Here is a 15569-nt window from a genome sequence, read left to right on the forward strand (position 1 = left end):
TCCTGTGTCCATGGGGATCAGCAGGCGTGCCGTGATCGTGGGCGGAGCGGGTGCCCTGGTACTGGTGGTGGGGGGCGGGATCGGGCTGGTCGAGGCCGGCGTGCTGCCCGGCCGCGCGCGGCTCGATGCGACGTTGGGCCGGGACGGCGGAGGCGGCACCGTCCCCGACATCGAGCCGGGCCCGTCGATCTCCGGCTCGTTCCGATCCACGGCCAGACGGACGACCGTCGGCTACAGCATCCTGCGACCGCCCGGACAGACCGGGACGCTCCCGGTGGCCGTCGTGCTGCACGGCAGGTCGGTGACCCATACCGAAGCCGTCACCGGCCTGCACTACGACCGGTACCTGGCCGCTGCGGTGGCCGGCGGTGTACCGCCGTTCGCGTTGGTCACCGTGGACGGTGGCGACATCGTCTACTGGCACCAGCGGGAGAACGGCGACGATCCACTGACGATGATCCGGGACGAACTGCTGCCGATCGTGGCGGAGCAGGGACTGCGGACGGATCGGATCGGAGTCACCGGGTGGTCGATGGGCGGGTACGGTGCGCTGCTGATCGGCGGGCAACTGGGCGCCGCGAAAGTGGCAGCGGTAGCTGCGATCTCGCCGGCCCTCTTTGCCGACTACGCCTCGTCGTCGGCCGGCGCGTACGACAGCGAGGCCGACTTCGAGGCCAACGATCCGAGGGCCGACCCGACCCGGCTCGACGGGATCCAGGTGCTGATCGACTGCGGCACCGACGACCCGTTCGCCGACCAGGCACGCGCCATGCGGAACCTGCTGCACCCTGCTCCCGCGGGAGCCATGACGGGTGGCGCACACACGGCCGCCTACATGACGCGGGTGGCGCCGCAGCAGATGGCCTTCCTGGGGAACGCCCTGCACCCCGCGTGAGGCCATACCGCCTGACGCGCCGACGCGAAGGAGGAACCGTCAGGGGCGCGTCAAGATCGGGCGCCGGCGCGTCAAGGTTCGGCCGCCACCGTCCCCCCGCGCGCAAGCCGGGCGTGTCATGGGGAGATGGCCACCATCACGACATCGCGGACGTCGGCGCCGATGCCGACCGGCATCGCCTCGGGCGTCGGGTTCGCCGGCGCGATCGTCGCCACCATCCTCGCGGTCGCGGTCGGGTCCACTCACGACCCGCTGTGGGCGCTCGTCCCGCTCGGTGTGGTCACGGCCGGGGTGGCGTCGGTGACCAGCTGGACCGGTGCGGTGGTCACCGCCTGGATCTGCTGGAGCCTTGACTCCGGCTTCGTGCTGGGGCGGGAGGCCCAGCTCACCTTCTCCCCTGCCGCCGGAGTCGCCGCGTTGACGCTGGTGGCAGTCGCACTGGCCGGTGGCCTGGTCGGACGATGGGTCCGGATGGAGCGAACGGCGCGGGTGGAGCCCGCCGGTCAGCCGATCCAGTCGGCGAACGAAGCACCGGACAACTTCTCGTAGGCCTGCAGGTAGCGATCCCTCGTCGCCTCGACGACGTCCGGCGGCAACGACGGCGGCGGTTGGTCTGCCGCCCTGTCCCAGCCGGAATCAGCTGAGGTCAACCAGTTCCGGACGAACTGCTTGTCGTAGGACGGCTGCACCTGCCCGGCCTGATACCCATCGGCCGGCCAGAAACGCGAGGAGTCCGGCGTCAGCACCTCGTCGCCCAGCACCAGCGGGCCGCCAGGGACACCGTCCCGGGCGAAACCGAACCCGAACTCGAACTTGGTGTCCGCCAGGATGATTCCCCGGCCGGCCGCATGCTCGGAGGCGACGCGGTAGATCGCCAGGGTGGTCTCGCGCAGCCGTTCGGCCAGCTCGTCCCCGACGGTCTCCCGCACCGTGGCGAAGGTGATGTTCTCATCGTGCGAGCCCAGTGCGGCCTTCGCCGCCGGGGTGAAGATCGGGTGGTCCAGCGCGGACGACTCGACCAGGCCCGGAGGCAGTTCCACCCCGCACACGGCGCCGGTGCGCTGGTAGTCGAGCAGCCCGGAACCCGTCAGGTAACCACGGGCCACGCACTCGATCTGGACCATCGACAGCCGCCGGACCAGCAGCGCCCGGCCGGTCACTTCCGACGGGATGCGCGAATCCTCGTACGCGGCCACGTGATGGGGCACCACGTCGGCGAGGAGCTCGAACCAGAACATGCTCATCGCCGTGAGGATCCGGCCCTTGTCCGGGATCGGTGTCGGCAGGATGTGGTCGAAGGCGCTGATCCGGTCGCTGGCCACCATCAGCAGCAGTTCGTCGTCGACCTCGTACAGGTCGCGCACCTTGCCCGACGCCAGGTGGCGGTACTCGCTGAGCTCCATCAGTTGGTCTCCAGCCCGCGACGCCGTAGCAGCGCGCCCAGGTCGGCATCCCGCCCGCGGACCGCCCGGAACGCATCCATCGCGTCGACGGATCCGCCGACCGAGAGCAGCAGCGACCGGAAGGTGTCACCGTTGGCCCTCGTCATGCCGCCGTTCTCCCGGAACCACTCGACGATGTCCGCGTCGAGCACCTCCGACCAGACGTAGGAGTAGTAACCGGCCGAGTAGCCCCCGGCGAAGATGTGCTGGAAGTAGGTGGTCCGGTAGCGCGGCGGGATCAGCTCGACGGCAAGGTCGGCAGCCTGCAGGGCAGCGGCCTCGAACGACGCGGCGTCCTCGATCTGCGTGTCCGGCGAGATCCGGTGCCAGGCCTGGTCGAGCAGGGTGGCGGCCAGGTACTCCAGGTTCCCGAAACCGTCACCCCAGAGCCGTGCGGCATCGAGCGCGGCCACCGTCTCCGCGGGCAGCAGTTCACCGGTCTCGACGTGCGCCGCGTAGTGGGCGAGCACCTCCGGCCACTGCTCCCACATCTCGTTCACCTGGCTGGGGAACTCGACGAAGTCTCGCGGCACGCTCGTGCCGGAGAGCCGGGGGTAGGTGACCTGGGAGAACAGGCCGTGCAGGGTGTGGCCGAACTCGTGGAACAGGGTGTTGACCTCGTCCAGCGTCAGCAGGGCCGGGGCCCCCTGACCGGGCTTGGTGACGTTCAGGTTGTTGACCACGACCGGCCGGTGGTCGAGCAGAGACGACTGCTCGACGAACGAGTTCATCCACGCCCCACCACGTTTGCTCTCCCGTGCGAAGTAGTCGCCGAGATAGAGGCCGATCGAGCTGCCGTCGGCATCCTTGACCTCCCAGACCCGGACGTCGGGGTGGTAGCCGGCCAAATCGTCCCGCAACTCGAAGGTGATCCCGTAGACCTGCGTGGCCGCGTAGAACACTCCGTCGTGCAGGACTCTTTCGAGCGAGAAGTACGGCCGCAGAGCCGCAGTGTCGACGCTGAACCGTTGCCCGCGAATCTGTTCCGAGTAGTAGGCCCAGTCCCACGGCGAGAGTTCGACCCCGTCGGCAGCGGCTGCCTCGACGAGGATCTGGGCCTCGGCGGAGGCTCCGGCCTTCGCCGGGCCGACCAGCTCGGCCAGCATCTTGTCGACTGCCGCGCTGCTGCCCGCGGTCTGGTCGGCGACCATGGCATCGGCGTGGGTGTCGAAGCCGAGAAGTCGGGCCCGCCGGGCGCGCAGGAGGGCCATCTCGACGGCCACCGGACCGTTGTCGAATTCACCGGAGGAGGCCCGGGTGACGGACGCCTCGTGCAGCCGGCGGCGGACCTTGCGGTTGCGCAGTGTGGACATCAACGGCTGCGAGCTCGGCAGGATGAGCGGGATCAGGTACTTGCCGTCCTGCCCGCGGGACGTCGCCTCGGCGGCTGCGGCAGCGATCTCGGCCTGGCTCAACCCGTCGAGCTCGGCGACGTCGTCCAGGATCAGCGCTGATGCCTCGGTCGAGGCCTGCAGATTCTGCTGGAAGGTGGTGGAGAGCTTGGAGATCTGCTGGTTGAGATCACGCAGGAGCTCGTGGCCGACCGCGTCGAGGCGTGCACCGGCGAGGACGAAGTCGAGGTGATACCGCCGCACCAGGGCGACGTCCTCGGGGGTGAGAACAGGAGCAGCAACCCCTTCTGAGTCCAGCGCCGCGTGTACGGCGTCGATGCGGGCGAAGAGCGCGGTGTCCAGGTGGATCTGGTCCGAGTGGGCGGCGAGCTTCGGTGCGTAGTCCTTCTCGATCGCGCGGATCTCCGCGTCGGAGTTCGCGGAGACCAGGTTGAAGAACAGGTATGACGCCCGCGCCAGCAGCTGACCGGATCTCTCCAGCGCGACCAGCGTGTTGGAGAAGGTGGCCGGCTCGGGGTTCGCTGCGATCTCGTCGATCTCCCGGAGCTGCTCGGCCATGCCCTCGTCGAACGCGGGCCCGAAATGCTCGGTGCGCACGTCGGCGAACGGGGGCAGTTCGAACGGCAACGGGGACGGTGCGGCCAGGGGGTTGTCACCCAGAGAGACGGACGTCCGGTGGATCGTCATCGATGGGATTCCTTTTCGACCGGCGGCGACCCTGGTCGGCCGACACGACGACAGCCAGTCCATCACATCGGGCCATCACATCGGGAATGGGGCGACGCCGGCGACGGGCTGAAAAGTTGGATCGGTCGGTGCGCCCTCCATGAAGAGAAGGCGCACCGGCCGTCGACAGGCGGCTCGGTGTGAACCAGGCCGACGGGTCTGTCGGAACCGATCCACTCCCAGGAGCTTGGCTCGGTCCCCGCCGCGGGACGTACCAGGAGTGGAGCTGATGCCAACACTGCCGAACAAGGTAAGGCTAACCTATCTCAGTCGGGCCTGGCAAGCCTCGCCGGGAGAACTCTTCCGGCGAGGCGCCTACAGGATGGCGCCGGGCGAATACCGGGCCGCCTCAGGGTGTTCTGCCGTCACCGCGGCGATCTTGGCCAGCACCCCGGTCACCTGCTGCGCGGCCATCCCGGTGAACGACAGCGGGTCGGACAGGAGGGTGTCCAACTGCTCGCGGGTGAGCGCCAGTCGGGGGTCGGCGGCGAGGCGGTCGGTGAGGTCGTTCTCGATCTGGCCGCTCTCCCGCATTGCGAGCGCCACCCCGACCGAGTGCTCCTTGATGGCTTCGTGGGCGCTCTCGCGTCCTACCCCGGCCCGGACTGCGCCCATCAGCACCTTGGTGGTGGACAGGAACGGGAGGTAGCGCTGGAGTTCACGCTCGATGACGGCCGGGTAGGCGCCGAAATCCTCGAGAACGGTGAGGAAGGTCTCCAGCAGCCCGTCGATGGCGTAGAACGCGTCGGGGAGGGCGATCCGGCGGACCACCGAGCAGAAGACGTCACCCTCGTTCCACTGGGCGCCGGCCAACTCGGCCGTCATGGACGCGTAGCCACGCAGGATCACGGCGAGCCCGCAGACCCGTTCGCACGAGCGGGCGTTCATCTTGTGCGGCATGGCCGAGGACCCGACCTGGCCAGGCTGGAAGCCCTCGGTGGCGAGCTCCGCGCCGGCCATCAGCCGGATGGTGGTGGCGAGCGAGGACGGTCCGGCGGCGAGTTGCACCAGGGCGGAGACCACCTCGAAGTCGAGCGACCGCGGGTACACCTGGCCGACGGAGGTCAGCACCGGGGTGCCGGGTCCGGCGACCTCGGCGACGACCTGCGCCTCCAACCGGTCCAGGGCCTCCGGAGATCCCAGCAGGTCGAGCATGTCCTGGGCCGTCCCCATCGGACCCTTGATGCCGCGCAGTGGGTATCGCTCCAGCAACGAGGAGATCCGTTGGTAGGCAAGCAGTACCTCCTCGGCGGCGGAGGCGAAGCGCTTGCCGAGGGTGGTGGCCTGGGCCGGCACGTTGTGCGAGCGCCCCGCCATCACCAGCTCCGCGTACTCGGCGGCCCGTCGTCCGAGATGGTCGAGCAGCGACACGGTCCGGTCGCGCACCAGTCGCATCGACTGGAGGATCTGCGCCTGCTCGACGTTCTCGGTGAGATCCCGGCTGGTCATGCCCTTGTGGATCTGCTCGTGCCCGGCGAGGGCGTTGAACTCCTCGATCCGGGCCTTCACGTCGTGCTTGGTGATCCGCTCGCGGGCGGCGATCGAGCCGAGGTCGACCTGGTCGACGACGGCCTCGTAGTCGGTCAGCACCTGCGGCGCGACGGTCAGTCCGAGCCCGGACTGCGCGCGCAGCACCGCCAGCCACAACCGGCGCTCGGCCACGATCTTGTTCTCCGGCGACCAGATGGCCACCATCTCCGGCGAGGCGTAGCGCCCGGCGAGGACGTTGACGGTCGGTCCGGGGGCTCTGCTCGATTCGGCGGCTGACGGCGTGGCGGGTGCGGCGGTGGAAGTCACGTGCCTCATTCTCCCAGCCCCGCGGGCCCGCCGTCGACGGACCAGCCAGGACCGTCGCCAACGCGGCCGACTTGGCGACAGGCCCTCAGCCCAGGGCCTTGATGACGGCCCGACCCGCGGCGATCAACTGGTCGGTGGTGACCTTCTGCGGGAAGTCCCCACTGATCAGCAGGTAGACCTCGTAACCGCTGCCGTAGACCCAGATGTCGCTGTCCGAGCCGAACGAGGTGAGGGCGAACACGTCGGGCGAGGCGGTCTTCGAGCACGGGGCGCCCGCATCCGGCAGCAGGCACGCGCCGGGCTTCGCCTTGCGGACGTCCAGCGTCACGGACGCCGCCGCATCGGTCGAGGACGGCAGCACGACTCCGGTGCTGATGCAGCCGGTCGGCGCAGCGGCGGCATCGAAGTAACCGGCCGGGAACGCCGATCTGGCGGCCTTGATCGCCGCGGCCGAGAGCGTGACGCACTCACCGGTGCCACCGGAACCCGGAACGGTCGAGAGCGGCGAGGCGGGAGTGATCGGGCGAGGGGTGCTGGCGCTGGACGACGCGGCGGAAGGAGCGCCCGAGGAGGCCGGGCCAGAAGAAGCCTGCCCGGATGCCGCGGCCCGCTCGGTGGCCTGGGCCGCGGCCGCGGTCCGGTCGGGGACGAGGGCCCCCGAGGACGCGGCCGACGAAGACCCCGCGGCGGCTGCCGACGAGGCCATGGGTGCGGACGACGCAGCGGAGGAACCTGCCGCCGACGACGACCCGGCGGTGTAGCCACCCGCGGTATCCGAAGAGGCGCCGGCAGGAGCAGCCGCGACCGAAGCAGACGAGCTCGAACTGGCGGCTGTGGCGGTGTTCGACGAGGACCTGCCCAGGCGTGGCAGAACCAGCACCACCGCCCCGACCAGCGCCGCGGCCACCACTAGGTTGCGCACGATCTTCACTCGCCGGACCCTGGTGTCCAGACCTCCACGGGCCTCGATCTTGCCCAGCCGCACCACTTCCAGCGGTGACAGCTGTGAGCTCGGCGAACCCTCGACCAGCGAGGCGAACAGGGCGGCGACGGCCTTCTCGTCCGGCGTGCGGTGGTCCGGCCCATCGTGTTCAGCCGCGTGCTCGTCCGGCGTTGCGTCGTCAGCCATTCCCTGTCACCTCCTTCCCTTTCCATCCGTCGGCCCGCCACGATCCCGCGGGGTCCCCAGTTCGCCCATGGCCTGCAATGCCTTCTTCAGAGCCGCCAGCCCACGGGCGGTCTGGGACTTGACGTTGCCCTCCGAACAGCCGAGTGCCGAGGCACTCTCGGCCACGTCGAGACCTTCGAAGTAGCGCAGCACCAGCACGGCCCGCTGCCCGGAGGGCACCTGTTCCAAGGCGCTCTGCACCAGTTCCCGGTCGGAGATGACGCTCGCGATGTCGAAGGTGTCGACCGTCTCCGGCAGCACCTCGACGGCCCGCTCCCGGCGCCACGGCCGGCGCGACTCGTCAACGGTTGCGCGGACCAGGCACGACCGCACGTACGCGTCCAACGCGCGGTGGTCCCGGATTCGTTCCCACGCCCCGTAGAGCTTGACGAAGGCGATCTGGGTGAGATCGTCGGCGCGGTGCCAGTCTCCGCACAACAAATAGGCCGTTCGTCGGACATGATCGCGGCGCGCGGTGACGTACTGGGAGAATGCGCCATCCTCCTCGGGCCCCACGCGGACCTCCTCGTTGCCTCTAGGACGGAACTGTCCGGTAGCGGGGTTGCACTGGGTTCTGCTTTCGCCGGCTCTTCGCTTGCGGGCAGGGTCGCATTGTTTCCTACCGCGGGGGGTGGTCGGCGCGGTTTCGCGCCCGAGTCGTGATCTGGAAGCATGGCCAGGCGTGTCCACGCCCGATTCGTCGTCGTCGCGGGCGAGCCTGTTGGCCCTGATCGGACTGCTGAGCGTGGCCGCGGCCTGGGGCTCCAGCTTCCCCCTCACCAAGAGCCTGCTGGAGCGGATGACGCCGCTCAACTTCCTGGCCGTCCGGTTCACCATCGCCGCGATGGTGATGCTGATCGTCTTCCACCGTGCGGTCCGTGCGCTGACCCGCCGGAGCCTGCAGCGCGGCGCGATCCTGGGCCTGACCTACGGCATCGCCCAGATCGTCCAGACCACCGGATTGGCCCACACCTCGGCCAGCGTCAGCGGATTCGTCACCGGGATGTACGTCGTCCTGACGCCGATCTGCGCCGCGGTGCTGCTGCGCACCGCGATCGGCAGACGAGTGTGGATCGGGGCCGTCATCGCGACGATCGGACTGGCGTTGTTGGCGCTGTCCGGTCTGCACCTGGGTTTCGGCGAGGCCATCACACTGGCGTCGGCGGTCATCTACGCGCTGCACATCGTCGGTCTCGGTCACTGGTCGACCGCCCGGGAGGCGCTCGGGCTGGCCGTCGTGCAGATCGTCGCGACCGGGCTGGTCAGCCTGATCGCCGCGACCATCGCGGATCCCGGCGGCCTGACCCTGCCGCACGGCCCGTTCGACTGGATCGCCCTGATCTACATGGCGCTGATCTCGGGGGCGCTGGCGATGATCGTCCAGTCCTGGGCACAGGCGCATCTCGCACCGTCGCGGGCGGCGATCATCATGTCGACGGAACCCGGCTGGGCGGCGCTGTTCTCGATCACCTTCCTGTCCGAGCCGCTGACCTGGCGCATCGCCGTGGGCGGCAGCCTGATGCTGGCGGCGATGGTGATCGTCGAGACCGGACCACGTCATCCCGGCGACGCGCCGCACCCCGACCAGGTACCGAAACTCGCCGCCTGACCGGTGCCGGGACGGCCCGACCCGCCGAGCCCGAATTCGACCGGGACACCGCGGAGATGTGACGGTTGTCCGACGGACCCGGTCGGGACCCCGGATCCGGCCGGGCCGCACAACTTCGGTCAGTAACGTGCAAACGGTGTCGACCCTGGTGCTGCTCGGATTCGTCGGTGGCCTGATCACCGGCATCTCCCCGTGCGTGCTGCCGGTGCTGCCGGCCGTGTTCATGGCCGGGTCGAACAGCCGCCGCCCGTACCTGGTGGTGCTCGGGCTGGCGTTGAGCTTCAGCATCTTCACCCTGCTCGGCACGCTGCTGCTGTCCGCGCTGCACCTTCCGCAGGGGGTGATCCGGTGGGGCGGTCTCATCGTGCTCGTCCTGCTGGGCATCGGCATGATCGTGCCCCGGTTCGAGCAGATCCTCGAGCGCCCCTTCGCCCGGATCCCGGCCCTGCGGGTGTCCGGGCGCGATGAGTCCGGGAAGGCCAGGGGCGGGTTCGTCCTCGGCTTGGCCCTCGGCGCGGTCTACGTCCCGTGCGCCGGTCCGATCCTGGCGGCGATCACGGTCGCCGGCGCCACCGGACAGATCGGCGGGAAGACCGTCGCACTGACCCTCGCCTTCGCCATCGGGACCGCCATCCCGCTGCTCTTCTTCGCGCTCGCCGGCAATCGGGTCGGAGCACGCGTCAAGGCCTTCCGCACCCACCAGCGCGGGCTGCGGATCGGTGCCGGGGTGGTGGTGCTCGCCCTTGCGGTCGCCCTGACGTTCAACGTCACCGACTATCTGCAGCGGGCCATTCCCGACTACACCACCAGCCTGAACTCGGCGATCGGCGCCGCCGACGTGCCGCCGGAGCTGAGCACGCCGCCGAATCCGCAGTTGTCGATCTGCAGCCAGGACCTGCGGGCGGTGCTGCAGGGCTGCGGTCCGGCGCCGGAGATCGCCGGGATCTCGCAGTGGCTGAACACCCCCGACGGCTCGCAGATCAGCATCGCGTCGCTGAAGGGCAAGGTGGTGCTGGTCGACTTCTGGGCCTACTCGTGCATCAACTGCCAGCGCGCCATTCCGCACGCCAACGCCTGGTACTCCGCCTATGCCGCCGACGGGCTCGAGGTGGTCGGCGTGCACACCCCGGAGTACGCGTTCGAGCACGTCACCGGCAACGTGCAGGCCGGCGCCGAGCGGCTGGGCATCAGGTACCCGGTGGCCCTCGACAACGACTACACGACCTGGAAGAACTACGGCAACAGCAACTGGCCGACCGAGTACCTGATCGACGCGACGGGCCAGGTCCGCCACGTCTCCGTCGGCGAAGGTCGGTACGCGGCCATGGAGAGCCTGATCCGCAAGCTGCTGGTGGCCGCGAAGCCTGGCCTCCAACTGCCGAAGGCGACCATCGTCGACGACACCACCCCGACGTCGAACGATCTGACGGCCGAAACCTATCTCGGCGTCGAACTGACCCAGAATTTCGGCGGCAGTACCCCCTTGGTGGCCGGCCCCAACACCTATCGCTTCCCGACGACCGTGCCGGAGGACGAGTTCGCCCTCGACGGGCAGTGGTCGGCGGACAAGGAGTCGATCACTGCCACGTCGGACGCGAAGATCCGGCTGAACTTCAACGCCGGCACGGTGTACCTGGACGTCGGCGGCACCGGAACGCTGACCACCACCTATGACGGCAAGACCACCACCCTGCCCGTCTCCGGGGCGCCCGACATCTACCCGGTGGTGTCCGGCGACGAGGAACGACGCGGTTCGCTGACCGTGTCGCTGTCCCCCGGGCTGACGGCCTATTCGTTCACCTTCGGCTGACGCCCGTTCACCTCCGGCTGACGCCGGCCCCGGTCGGGTCCCCCTCGAGCAGATCGTCGTCGACGGAAATGCCCTGCGCGGGTAGTACGAGTGGCGAGACGATCTGTGCGCCAACCGGTCCGGGCCTCGTGGTAACAGGAAGAGCCAGCCACACCGACGTGGTACCGGCCAGGTGGGCGATCTGCCGGTCCGTCACGACCCTGGTGATGCGTCCGTCGGGTTGGGCGAAGAGCAGTGACTCGACGCCCATCTGGCGCATCCGCCTGGCCACGTCCAGAAGATCGCCGGAGGCGGACAGGCGCGAGACCTCCGACCGGGTTTCATCGATCTGGTCGGCCTGGTCGGTCTGATCGGTCTGATCGGTCTGATCGGCCTGGTCGGTCTGATCGGCCTGGTCTGGCTGGTCGGGGGAATGGCTGTATCTGCTGGGAATCATCGGCTCTGCCACCTGCCCGCGAGACGTTGCTGTAGATCCGTCGCCGCCCTGGCGACTGATCGTCAGTGTTCCCCTGGTTCGTCCCAAAACCTAGGGCCTGCTCCGATCATGTGACCAAGGCGTAGCAGTCAGTGACCTTTGAAGCGTCACCGCACGGATCAGACAGCAGGCGATGGGCGCGGCGGCACCACGCAGTCGATTGCGTCGGTCGAGCGCGGACGGAGCGACACGATCTCGGCCAGGATCGAGACGGCGATCTCCGGCGGGGTCCTTGCGCCGATCTCCAGACCGGCCGGCGTGCGTACTTTCTCACGCAACGAGTCGTCGACATCGAGGGCGGCGAGCACGGCAGGACTCCGTCGCCGATTGGCGATCAGCGCGACGTACGGCACGCCGGCTCGCAGAGCCGCTGCGAGCACCGGGATCTCGTCGGGAAGGTGTGAGGCGACGACCACTGCCGCGGCTTCGTGCACCCGCGACTCCGCCTCACCCTGGTCGACCACGTCGACCCGCATCTGCAGGGCCCGGCCGACCGCGGTGAGCGACTCCGCGATCGGGCCGCCGGCCAGGACGAGCATCAGCGGGGCAGCATTTTCCATCGGTGCGGTGTCCATGAACGCCAGTGTCCCGCAACCCGGGTGCGGGTGGCGGGACACTGGTGATATCCGGGATGGCCGGGCGGATCTGTTCGCCTGGTCAGGTGGACAGCGGGACCACCCAGATGGGCGTGGTGGTCGGGGTCACCGAGACCGGTGATGCGGGTTCGACCGAGACTCCGACCGCGGTGGAACCGGCACGCACATCAGCGGTGACCGCCGTGACGGAACCGTCGGCTTTCCGGTCGACCACTCCCGCCGAGGTGGCGTTCTTCGCATCGGATCCGTGCAGCACCCAGAGTTGGTAGACCGACCCGGCCGGCAGCGCCGGCAGGTTCGGCATGTTGACCACGGCGGCGTCGCAGGACGGCGTCAACGTGACGGTGCCTCCGCTACCGACGTTGGGCACCAAGGTCGCCTTGTCCGTGGCCGAGGCCAGGCAGGCAGCTACCGAAGGGGTCGAAGGCGACTGGTTGGCGACGACCAACGTGGTCCCACCGCCGATGACCAGCACGGCCACGGCTGCAGCCAGGAGCGCCTGCGGACGGCGGTACCAGGGGCGACGCATCGGGATGACCTCGGCAAGCGGGCCGTCCGGTGCGTCCTCCTGCACGGGCCACACTGGACCGGTACCTGTCGCGACGTTCGGCTGGCGGTGCCGGCCGAGCGTGCTATCGGTGAGCGGAGGCAGCTGCGGCGTCCTGGCCACGGCCTCCATCACCGAACGACGGAGGCTGGCCGGAGGCGTCTGGGCCACCGAGCTACCCAGTGTCGCAGCCGTTTCCAGGAAACTGGTCAGCTCCGCGGCACACGTCGGACAGGAATCGAGGTGGTCGGTGAACTCCACTGCCTCGTCGTCGGGCAAGGAGCCCAACGCCATGGCACCGCTGTTGAGGTGCTGATCGGTGTTCATGCCTGTACTCCCAAGCAGTCGCGCAGACGGATCATGCCGTCTCGCAGCCGGGTTTTGATGGTCGGAAGTGGCGTGGTCAGCAGTTCGGCTACCTCACGGTAGGTGTATCCGCTGTAATAAGCCAGTGTGATGGATTCACGTTGTAGGTCAGTGAGTGCGCCGAGGCACTTTTGTACCGCTTTTCGCTCGAATGCCGACTCGACCGCGTCCACGACGGTGTCGATCTCGATCTCGTGGGAGGCATAGGCGACCTTGAGCTCACGATCGGACGAGGCCTGGGCCGAACGCACCCGGTCGACGGACCGGGCGTGGGTGAGCGTCATCACCCAGGAGGTGGCCGAACCTCTGGCCGGGTCGAACCGGCTGGCTCGCCGCCAGATCTCCAGGAAGACCTCCTGGGCGACCTCCTCGGCCTGGCTCGGATTCCGGACGATCCGCCGGGCCAGTCCGAAGACCCGGCCCGCGAACAGGTCGTACAGCGTCTCGAACGCCTTCTCGTCGCCGAGTGCGATGCGTCGCAACAGGTCTTCCGGTACTGCGGCGGCGGCGACGTCAGGATCGCGGTCGGACGGGAGCGACGGGACTGCCGACAGGCTCCGCAACTGCGGGGTGTTAGCAGACATCTGGGCGTTCCTCCGATCGTGGGATGTACTCACTCACCTGCTGTGGTGGTCAAACGGTCATTCGGCGCCGACCGCTGTGCGGATGGCCCGGAGCAGGGCCGGGCGCGAAGTCTTACCGGAGGCTTACCGATGCGTTGTTTCTCGTCCCTCTCACCAGCTCTGGAGAGACACTGCGGAAGTAGGGGATGGGGCCGACAGCACATGCCGGTATCCCATCCGAAACGCCTCCCGCCACGAAGGAACCAGCATGACCACCACTTCCCGGCCGACCCCCAACAGGGTTCCCGCCAGTACCGCACCGCGTGCTCCATGGCAGCCGGGCTTCGTCGTCTCCGCCCTCGTCGGGCTCGTCGCGATGGGCCTCGCCATCGGCGTCGCCGAGCTGATCTCCGCCCTCGGCGTGTGGCTCGGCTGGCTCTCCACCGCCTCTTCGCCGATCACCTCCCTCGGCACCGCGTTCATCCACCTGACGCCCGAGTGGCTGAAGGAATACGCCATCCGGACGTTCGGCCAGAACGACAAGACTGCGCTCCGTGTCGGCATGTACGTCACGTTGTTCGTCGTCGCGTTGATCATCGGCCTGGTCGGTCGGCGCAGCCCGCGCATCGCCGCCGGCGTGACGGTTGTCCTCATCGTCGTGACGCTGGCCGCCATCTTCACCACCACCGGTGTCGTCGCCTTCGACGCCCTGCCGATCCTCATCGGCGGCGCCGTCGGCATCTACCTGCTGGTCACCGTCTTCCGGCGGACCGTCGCCCCGGAGCTGCTCGTCGTGGGCGCCCCTGCCGGCACGGCCACCGCGTTGCCATCCGTTCCCGCTGAGTCTTCGACGAGCGCCGCCGTCTCGACGGTGAAGTCCGGCGCCTCCGAGACTGTTACGCCCGCTGCCGATGGCGAGCTGTACGACTCCAAGCCAGGCACCTCGGGCGACCAGCACCCGATGGCCCTCGCGTCCGCAGCAGCGGGCCGGCCGGCCACGAGGGTCCGCGCAGGCATGGATCGGCGTCAATTCTTCCGTCTCGCTGCGATCGGCGCAGTGGTGGCCGTGGCCGCCGGCGCCATCTCCCGGTGGATCCCGAGCACCGCCCAGGTCACCGCCAGCCGCGCCAAGGCCGTCGTGCCGGTGCCGGTGGTCAAGGAGGCCCTCCCTGCCGGCACCGACTTCAACCTCAGCGGACTCACGCCTTACAAGACCGCGACCGACGGCTTCTACCGGGTGGACACGGCGTTCGTGCCGCCGAACGTCACGGCCGAGGAGTGGGGCCTGAAGATCCACGGCATGGTCGACAAGGAGATCAGCATCGACTACAACACCCTGATCGCCCGTCCGCAGATCGAGCGCACCGTCACGCTGACCTGCGTGTCGAACCCGGTGGGCGGCAACCTGGCCGGCAACGCCACCTGGATCGGCGCCCGGATCGACGACCTGCTGAAGGAGGCCGGGCCGCAGAGCGGTGCCGACTGCGTGCTCTGCACCAGCAAGGACGGCTTCACCCTGACCGCTCCCCTCGACGCTCTGACCGACGGTCGCGACGCCATGCTGGCCGTGGCGATGAACGGTGAGGTGCTCCCGATCGAGCACGGCTTCCCGGTGCGGATGGTCGTCCCCGGTCTCTACGGCTACGTCTCGGCCACCAAGTGGATCACCGAGATGAAGGTTTCGAAGTTCTCCGAGGAGACGGCCTACTGGACCGCTCGTGGCTGGTCGGACCGTGGCCCGATCAAGACGGCCTCGCGGATCGACGTGCCCAAGGGCTTCGCGCAGTTCCCGGCCGGCGACGTCACCATCGCGGGTGTGGCCTGGGCCCAGCACCGCGGGATCGACAAGGTCGAGATCCAGGTCGACGACGGTCCGTGGCAGGCAGCCGAGCTCGCCGGTGACGCCTCGATCGACACCTGGCGCCAGTGGAAGTTCGTCTGGAAGGCCACCGCCGGCACCCACACCGTGCAGTCCCGGGCGACCGACGGCACCGGCGCGGTGCAGACGGCGACCGTCGCCGACGTCCTCCCCAACGGCGCCAGCGGCTACGACTCCCGCAGCATCGTCGTCTCCTGACCCCCGCCCGCTGACCCCGGGCCGCCCCTCAGGTTCAGCGCATACAGGAGTGCCCGGCGCATACGGAAAGGCCGGAATTCGTCGAAAATCGACGAATTCCGGCCTTTCCGTATGCGCAGGACCTTTTGGTTGCGCGGAAACAGCGC

General features: G+C 69.0%; 14 protein-coding genes. 5 read left to right on the forward strand and 9 right to left on the reverse strand.

Annotated elements, in window-relative coordinates; translation table 11 throughout:
• The first annotated feature begins 10 nt into the window (after positions 1 to 10).
• A complete protein-coding gene (locus ABIB25_RS07590) occupies positions 11 to 895 on the forward strand; it encodes an alpha/beta hydrolase (RefSeq protein ID WP_354527820.1) in 885 nt (294 codons plus the stop codon).
• Positions 896 to 1021: 126 nt separating this feature from the next.
• Positions 1022 to 1444: a hypothetical protein gene (locus ABIB25_RS07595; protein WP_354527821.1), complete on the forward strand. Its 423-nt coding sequence runs from the start codon at positions 1022 to 1024 to the stop codon at positions 1442 to 1444.
• On the opposite strand, the gene ABIB25_RS07600 is transcribed toward ABIB25_RS07595, so the two are convergent.
• From ABIB25_RS07600 to ABIB25_RS07620, 5 genes are all read right to left on the reverse strand, one after another.
• Entirely contained in the window at positions 1399 to 2298 is a 900-nt protein-coding gene (locus ABIB25_RS07600; protein WP_354527822.1) for a phosphoribosylaminoimidazolesuccinocarboxamide synthase, read from the reverse strand. The two genes, ABIB25_RS07595 and ABIB25_RS07600, sit on opposite strands and share 46 nt — an antisense overlap.
• A complete protein-coding gene (locus ABIB25_RS07605) occupies positions 2298 to 4376 on the reverse strand; it encodes a M3 family metallopeptidase (protein ID WP_354527823.1) in 2079 nt (692 codons plus the stop codon). Before ABIB25_RS07605 ends, ABIB25_RS07600 begins: the two co-directional genes overlap by 1 nt.
• Before the next feature lie 354 nt (positions 4377 to 4730).
• On the reverse strand, positions 4731 to 6110 hold the full coding sequence (gene purB / locus ABIB25_RS07610) for an adenylosuccinate lyase (RefSeq protein WP_502919767.1): 1380 nt from the start codon (positions 6108 to 6110) through the stop codon (positions 4731 to 4733).
• A 187-nt stretch (positions 6111 to 6297) separates the two neighbouring features.
• A complete protein-coding gene (locus tag ABIB25_RS07615) occupies positions 6298 to 7341 on the reverse strand; it encodes a hypothetical protein (RefSeq protein WP_354527825.1) in 1044 nt (347 codons plus the stop codon).
• A gap of 6 nt (positions 7342 to 7347) precedes the next feature.
• Positions 7348 to 7896 carry a SigE family RNA polymerase sigma factor gene (locus tag ABIB25_RS07620; RefSeq protein WP_354527826.1) on the reverse strand — a complete coding sequence of 183 codons (549 nt, stop codon included), beginning with the start codon at positions 7894 to 7896 and terminating at the stop codon, positions 7348 to 7350.
• A gap of 166 nt (positions 7897 to 8062) precedes the next feature.
• Here ABIB25_RS07620 and ABIB25_RS07625 point away from each other — a divergent pair, with 166 nt between their 5' ends.
• Both ABIB25_RS07625 and ABIB25_RS07630 read left to right on the forward strand, forming a co-directional pair.
• Positions 8063 to 8989, forward strand: coding sequence for a DMT family transporter (locus tag ABIB25_RS07625; protein WP_354527827.1), 927 nt, complete (start codon positions 8063 to 8065; stop codon positions 8987 to 8989).
• 136 nt (positions 8990 to 9125) lie between these two features.
• Positions 9126 to 10799 carry a cytochrome c biogenesis protein DipZ gene (locus ABIB25_RS07630; RefSeq protein ID WP_354527828.1) on the forward strand — a complete coding sequence of 558 codons (1674 nt, stop codon included), beginning with the start codon at positions 9126 to 9128 and terminating at the stop codon, positions 10797 to 10799.
• A 7-nt stretch (positions 10800 to 10806) separates the two neighbouring features.
• Here ABIB25_RS07630 and ABIB25_RS07635 read toward each other — a convergent pair whose 3' ends face one another.
• From ABIB25_RS07635 to sigK, 4 genes are all read right to left on the reverse strand, one after another.
• Positions 10807 to 11235: a hypothetical protein gene (locus ABIB25_RS07635; RefSeq protein WP_354527829.1), complete on the reverse strand. Its 429-nt coding sequence runs from the start codon at positions 11233 to 11235 to the stop codon at positions 10807 to 10809.
• Between the two features lie 158 nt (positions 11236 to 11393).
• Positions 11394 to 11849 (reverse strand): XdhC family protein, encoded by a 456-nt coding sequence (locus ABIB25_RS07640; protein ID WP_354527830.1) that lies wholly within the window; start codon positions 11847 to 11849, stop codon positions 11394 to 11396.
• 82 nt (positions 11850 to 11931) lie between these two features.
• Positions 11932 to 12744 (reverse strand): anti-sigma factor, encoded by an 813-nt coding sequence (locus tag ABIB25_RS07645; RefSeq protein WP_354527831.1) that lies wholly within the window; start codon positions 12742 to 12744, stop codon positions 11932 to 11934.
• Positions 12741 to 13367, reverse strand: coding sequence for an ECF RNA polymerase sigma factor SigK (gene sigK / locus ABIB25_RS07650; RefSeq protein ID WP_354527832.1), 627 nt, complete (start codon positions 13365 to 13367; stop codon positions 12741 to 12743). The genes ABIB25_RS07645 and sigK overlap by 4 nt, the downstream gene beginning before the upstream one ends.
• Before the next feature lie 247 nt (positions 13368 to 13614).
• Here sigK and ABIB25_RS07655 point away from each other — a divergent pair, with 247 nt between their 5' ends.
• Entirely contained in the window at positions 13615 to 15423 is a 1809-nt protein-coding gene (locus ABIB25_RS07655) for a molybdopterin-dependent oxidoreductase (RefSeq protein WP_354527833.1), read from the forward strand.
• Positions 15424 to 15569: the final 146 nt, after the last annotated feature.

The sequence above is a fragment of the Nakamurella sp. UYEF19 genome, assembly GCF_040546275.1.
Taxonomy (GTDB): domain Bacteria; phylum Actinomycetota; class Actinomycetes; order Mycobacteriales; family Nakamurellaceae; genus Nakamurella.

Bases quoted from the DNA above. Each gene is read 5' to 3' on its own strand.
- ABIB25_RS07600 (WP_354527822.1), bottom strand. From the start codon at position 2,298: ATGGAGCTCAGCGAGTACCGCCACCTGGCGTCGGGCAAGGTGCGCGAC.
- ABIB25_RS07595 (WP_354527821.1), top strand. From the start codon at position 1,022: ATGGCCACCATCACGACATCGCGGACGTCGGCGCCGATGCCGACCGGC.
- ABIB25_RS07615 (WP_354527825.1), bottom strand. From the start codon at position 7,341: ATGGCTGACGACGCAACGCCGGACGAGCACGCGGCTGAACACGATGGG.
- ABIB25_RS07635 (WP_354527829.1), bottom strand. From the start codon at position 11,235: ATGATTCCCAGCAGATACAGCCATTCCCCCGACCAGCCAGACCAGGCC.
- purB (WP_502919767.1), bottom strand. From the start codon at position 6,110: ATGGTGGCCATCTGGTCGCCGGAGAACAAGATCGTGGCCGAGCGCCGG.
- ABIB25_RS07640 (WP_354527830.1), bottom strand. From the start codon at position 11,849: ATGGACACCGCACCGATGGAAAATGCTGCCCCGCTGATGCTCGTCCTG.
- ABIB25_RS07645 (WP_354527831.1), bottom strand. From the start codon at position 12,744: ATGAACACCGATCAGCACCTCAACAGCGGTGCCATGGCGTTGGGCTCC.
- ABIB25_RS07590 (WP_354527820.1), top strand. From the start codon at position 11: ATGGGGATCAGCAGGCGTGCCGTGATCGTGGGCGGAGCGGGTGCCCTG.
- ABIB25_RS07605 (WP_354527823.1), bottom strand. From the start codon at position 4,376: ATGACGATCCACCGGACGTCCGTCTCTCTGGGTGACAACCCCCTGGCC.
- ABIB25_RS07655 (WP_354527833.1), top strand. From the start codon at position 13,615: ATGACCACCACTTCCCGGCCGACCCCCAACAGGGTTCCCGCCAGTACC.
- sigK (WP_354527832.1), bottom strand. From the start codon at position 13,367: ATGTCTGCTAACACCCCGCAGTTGCGGAGCCTGTCGGCAGTCCCGTCG.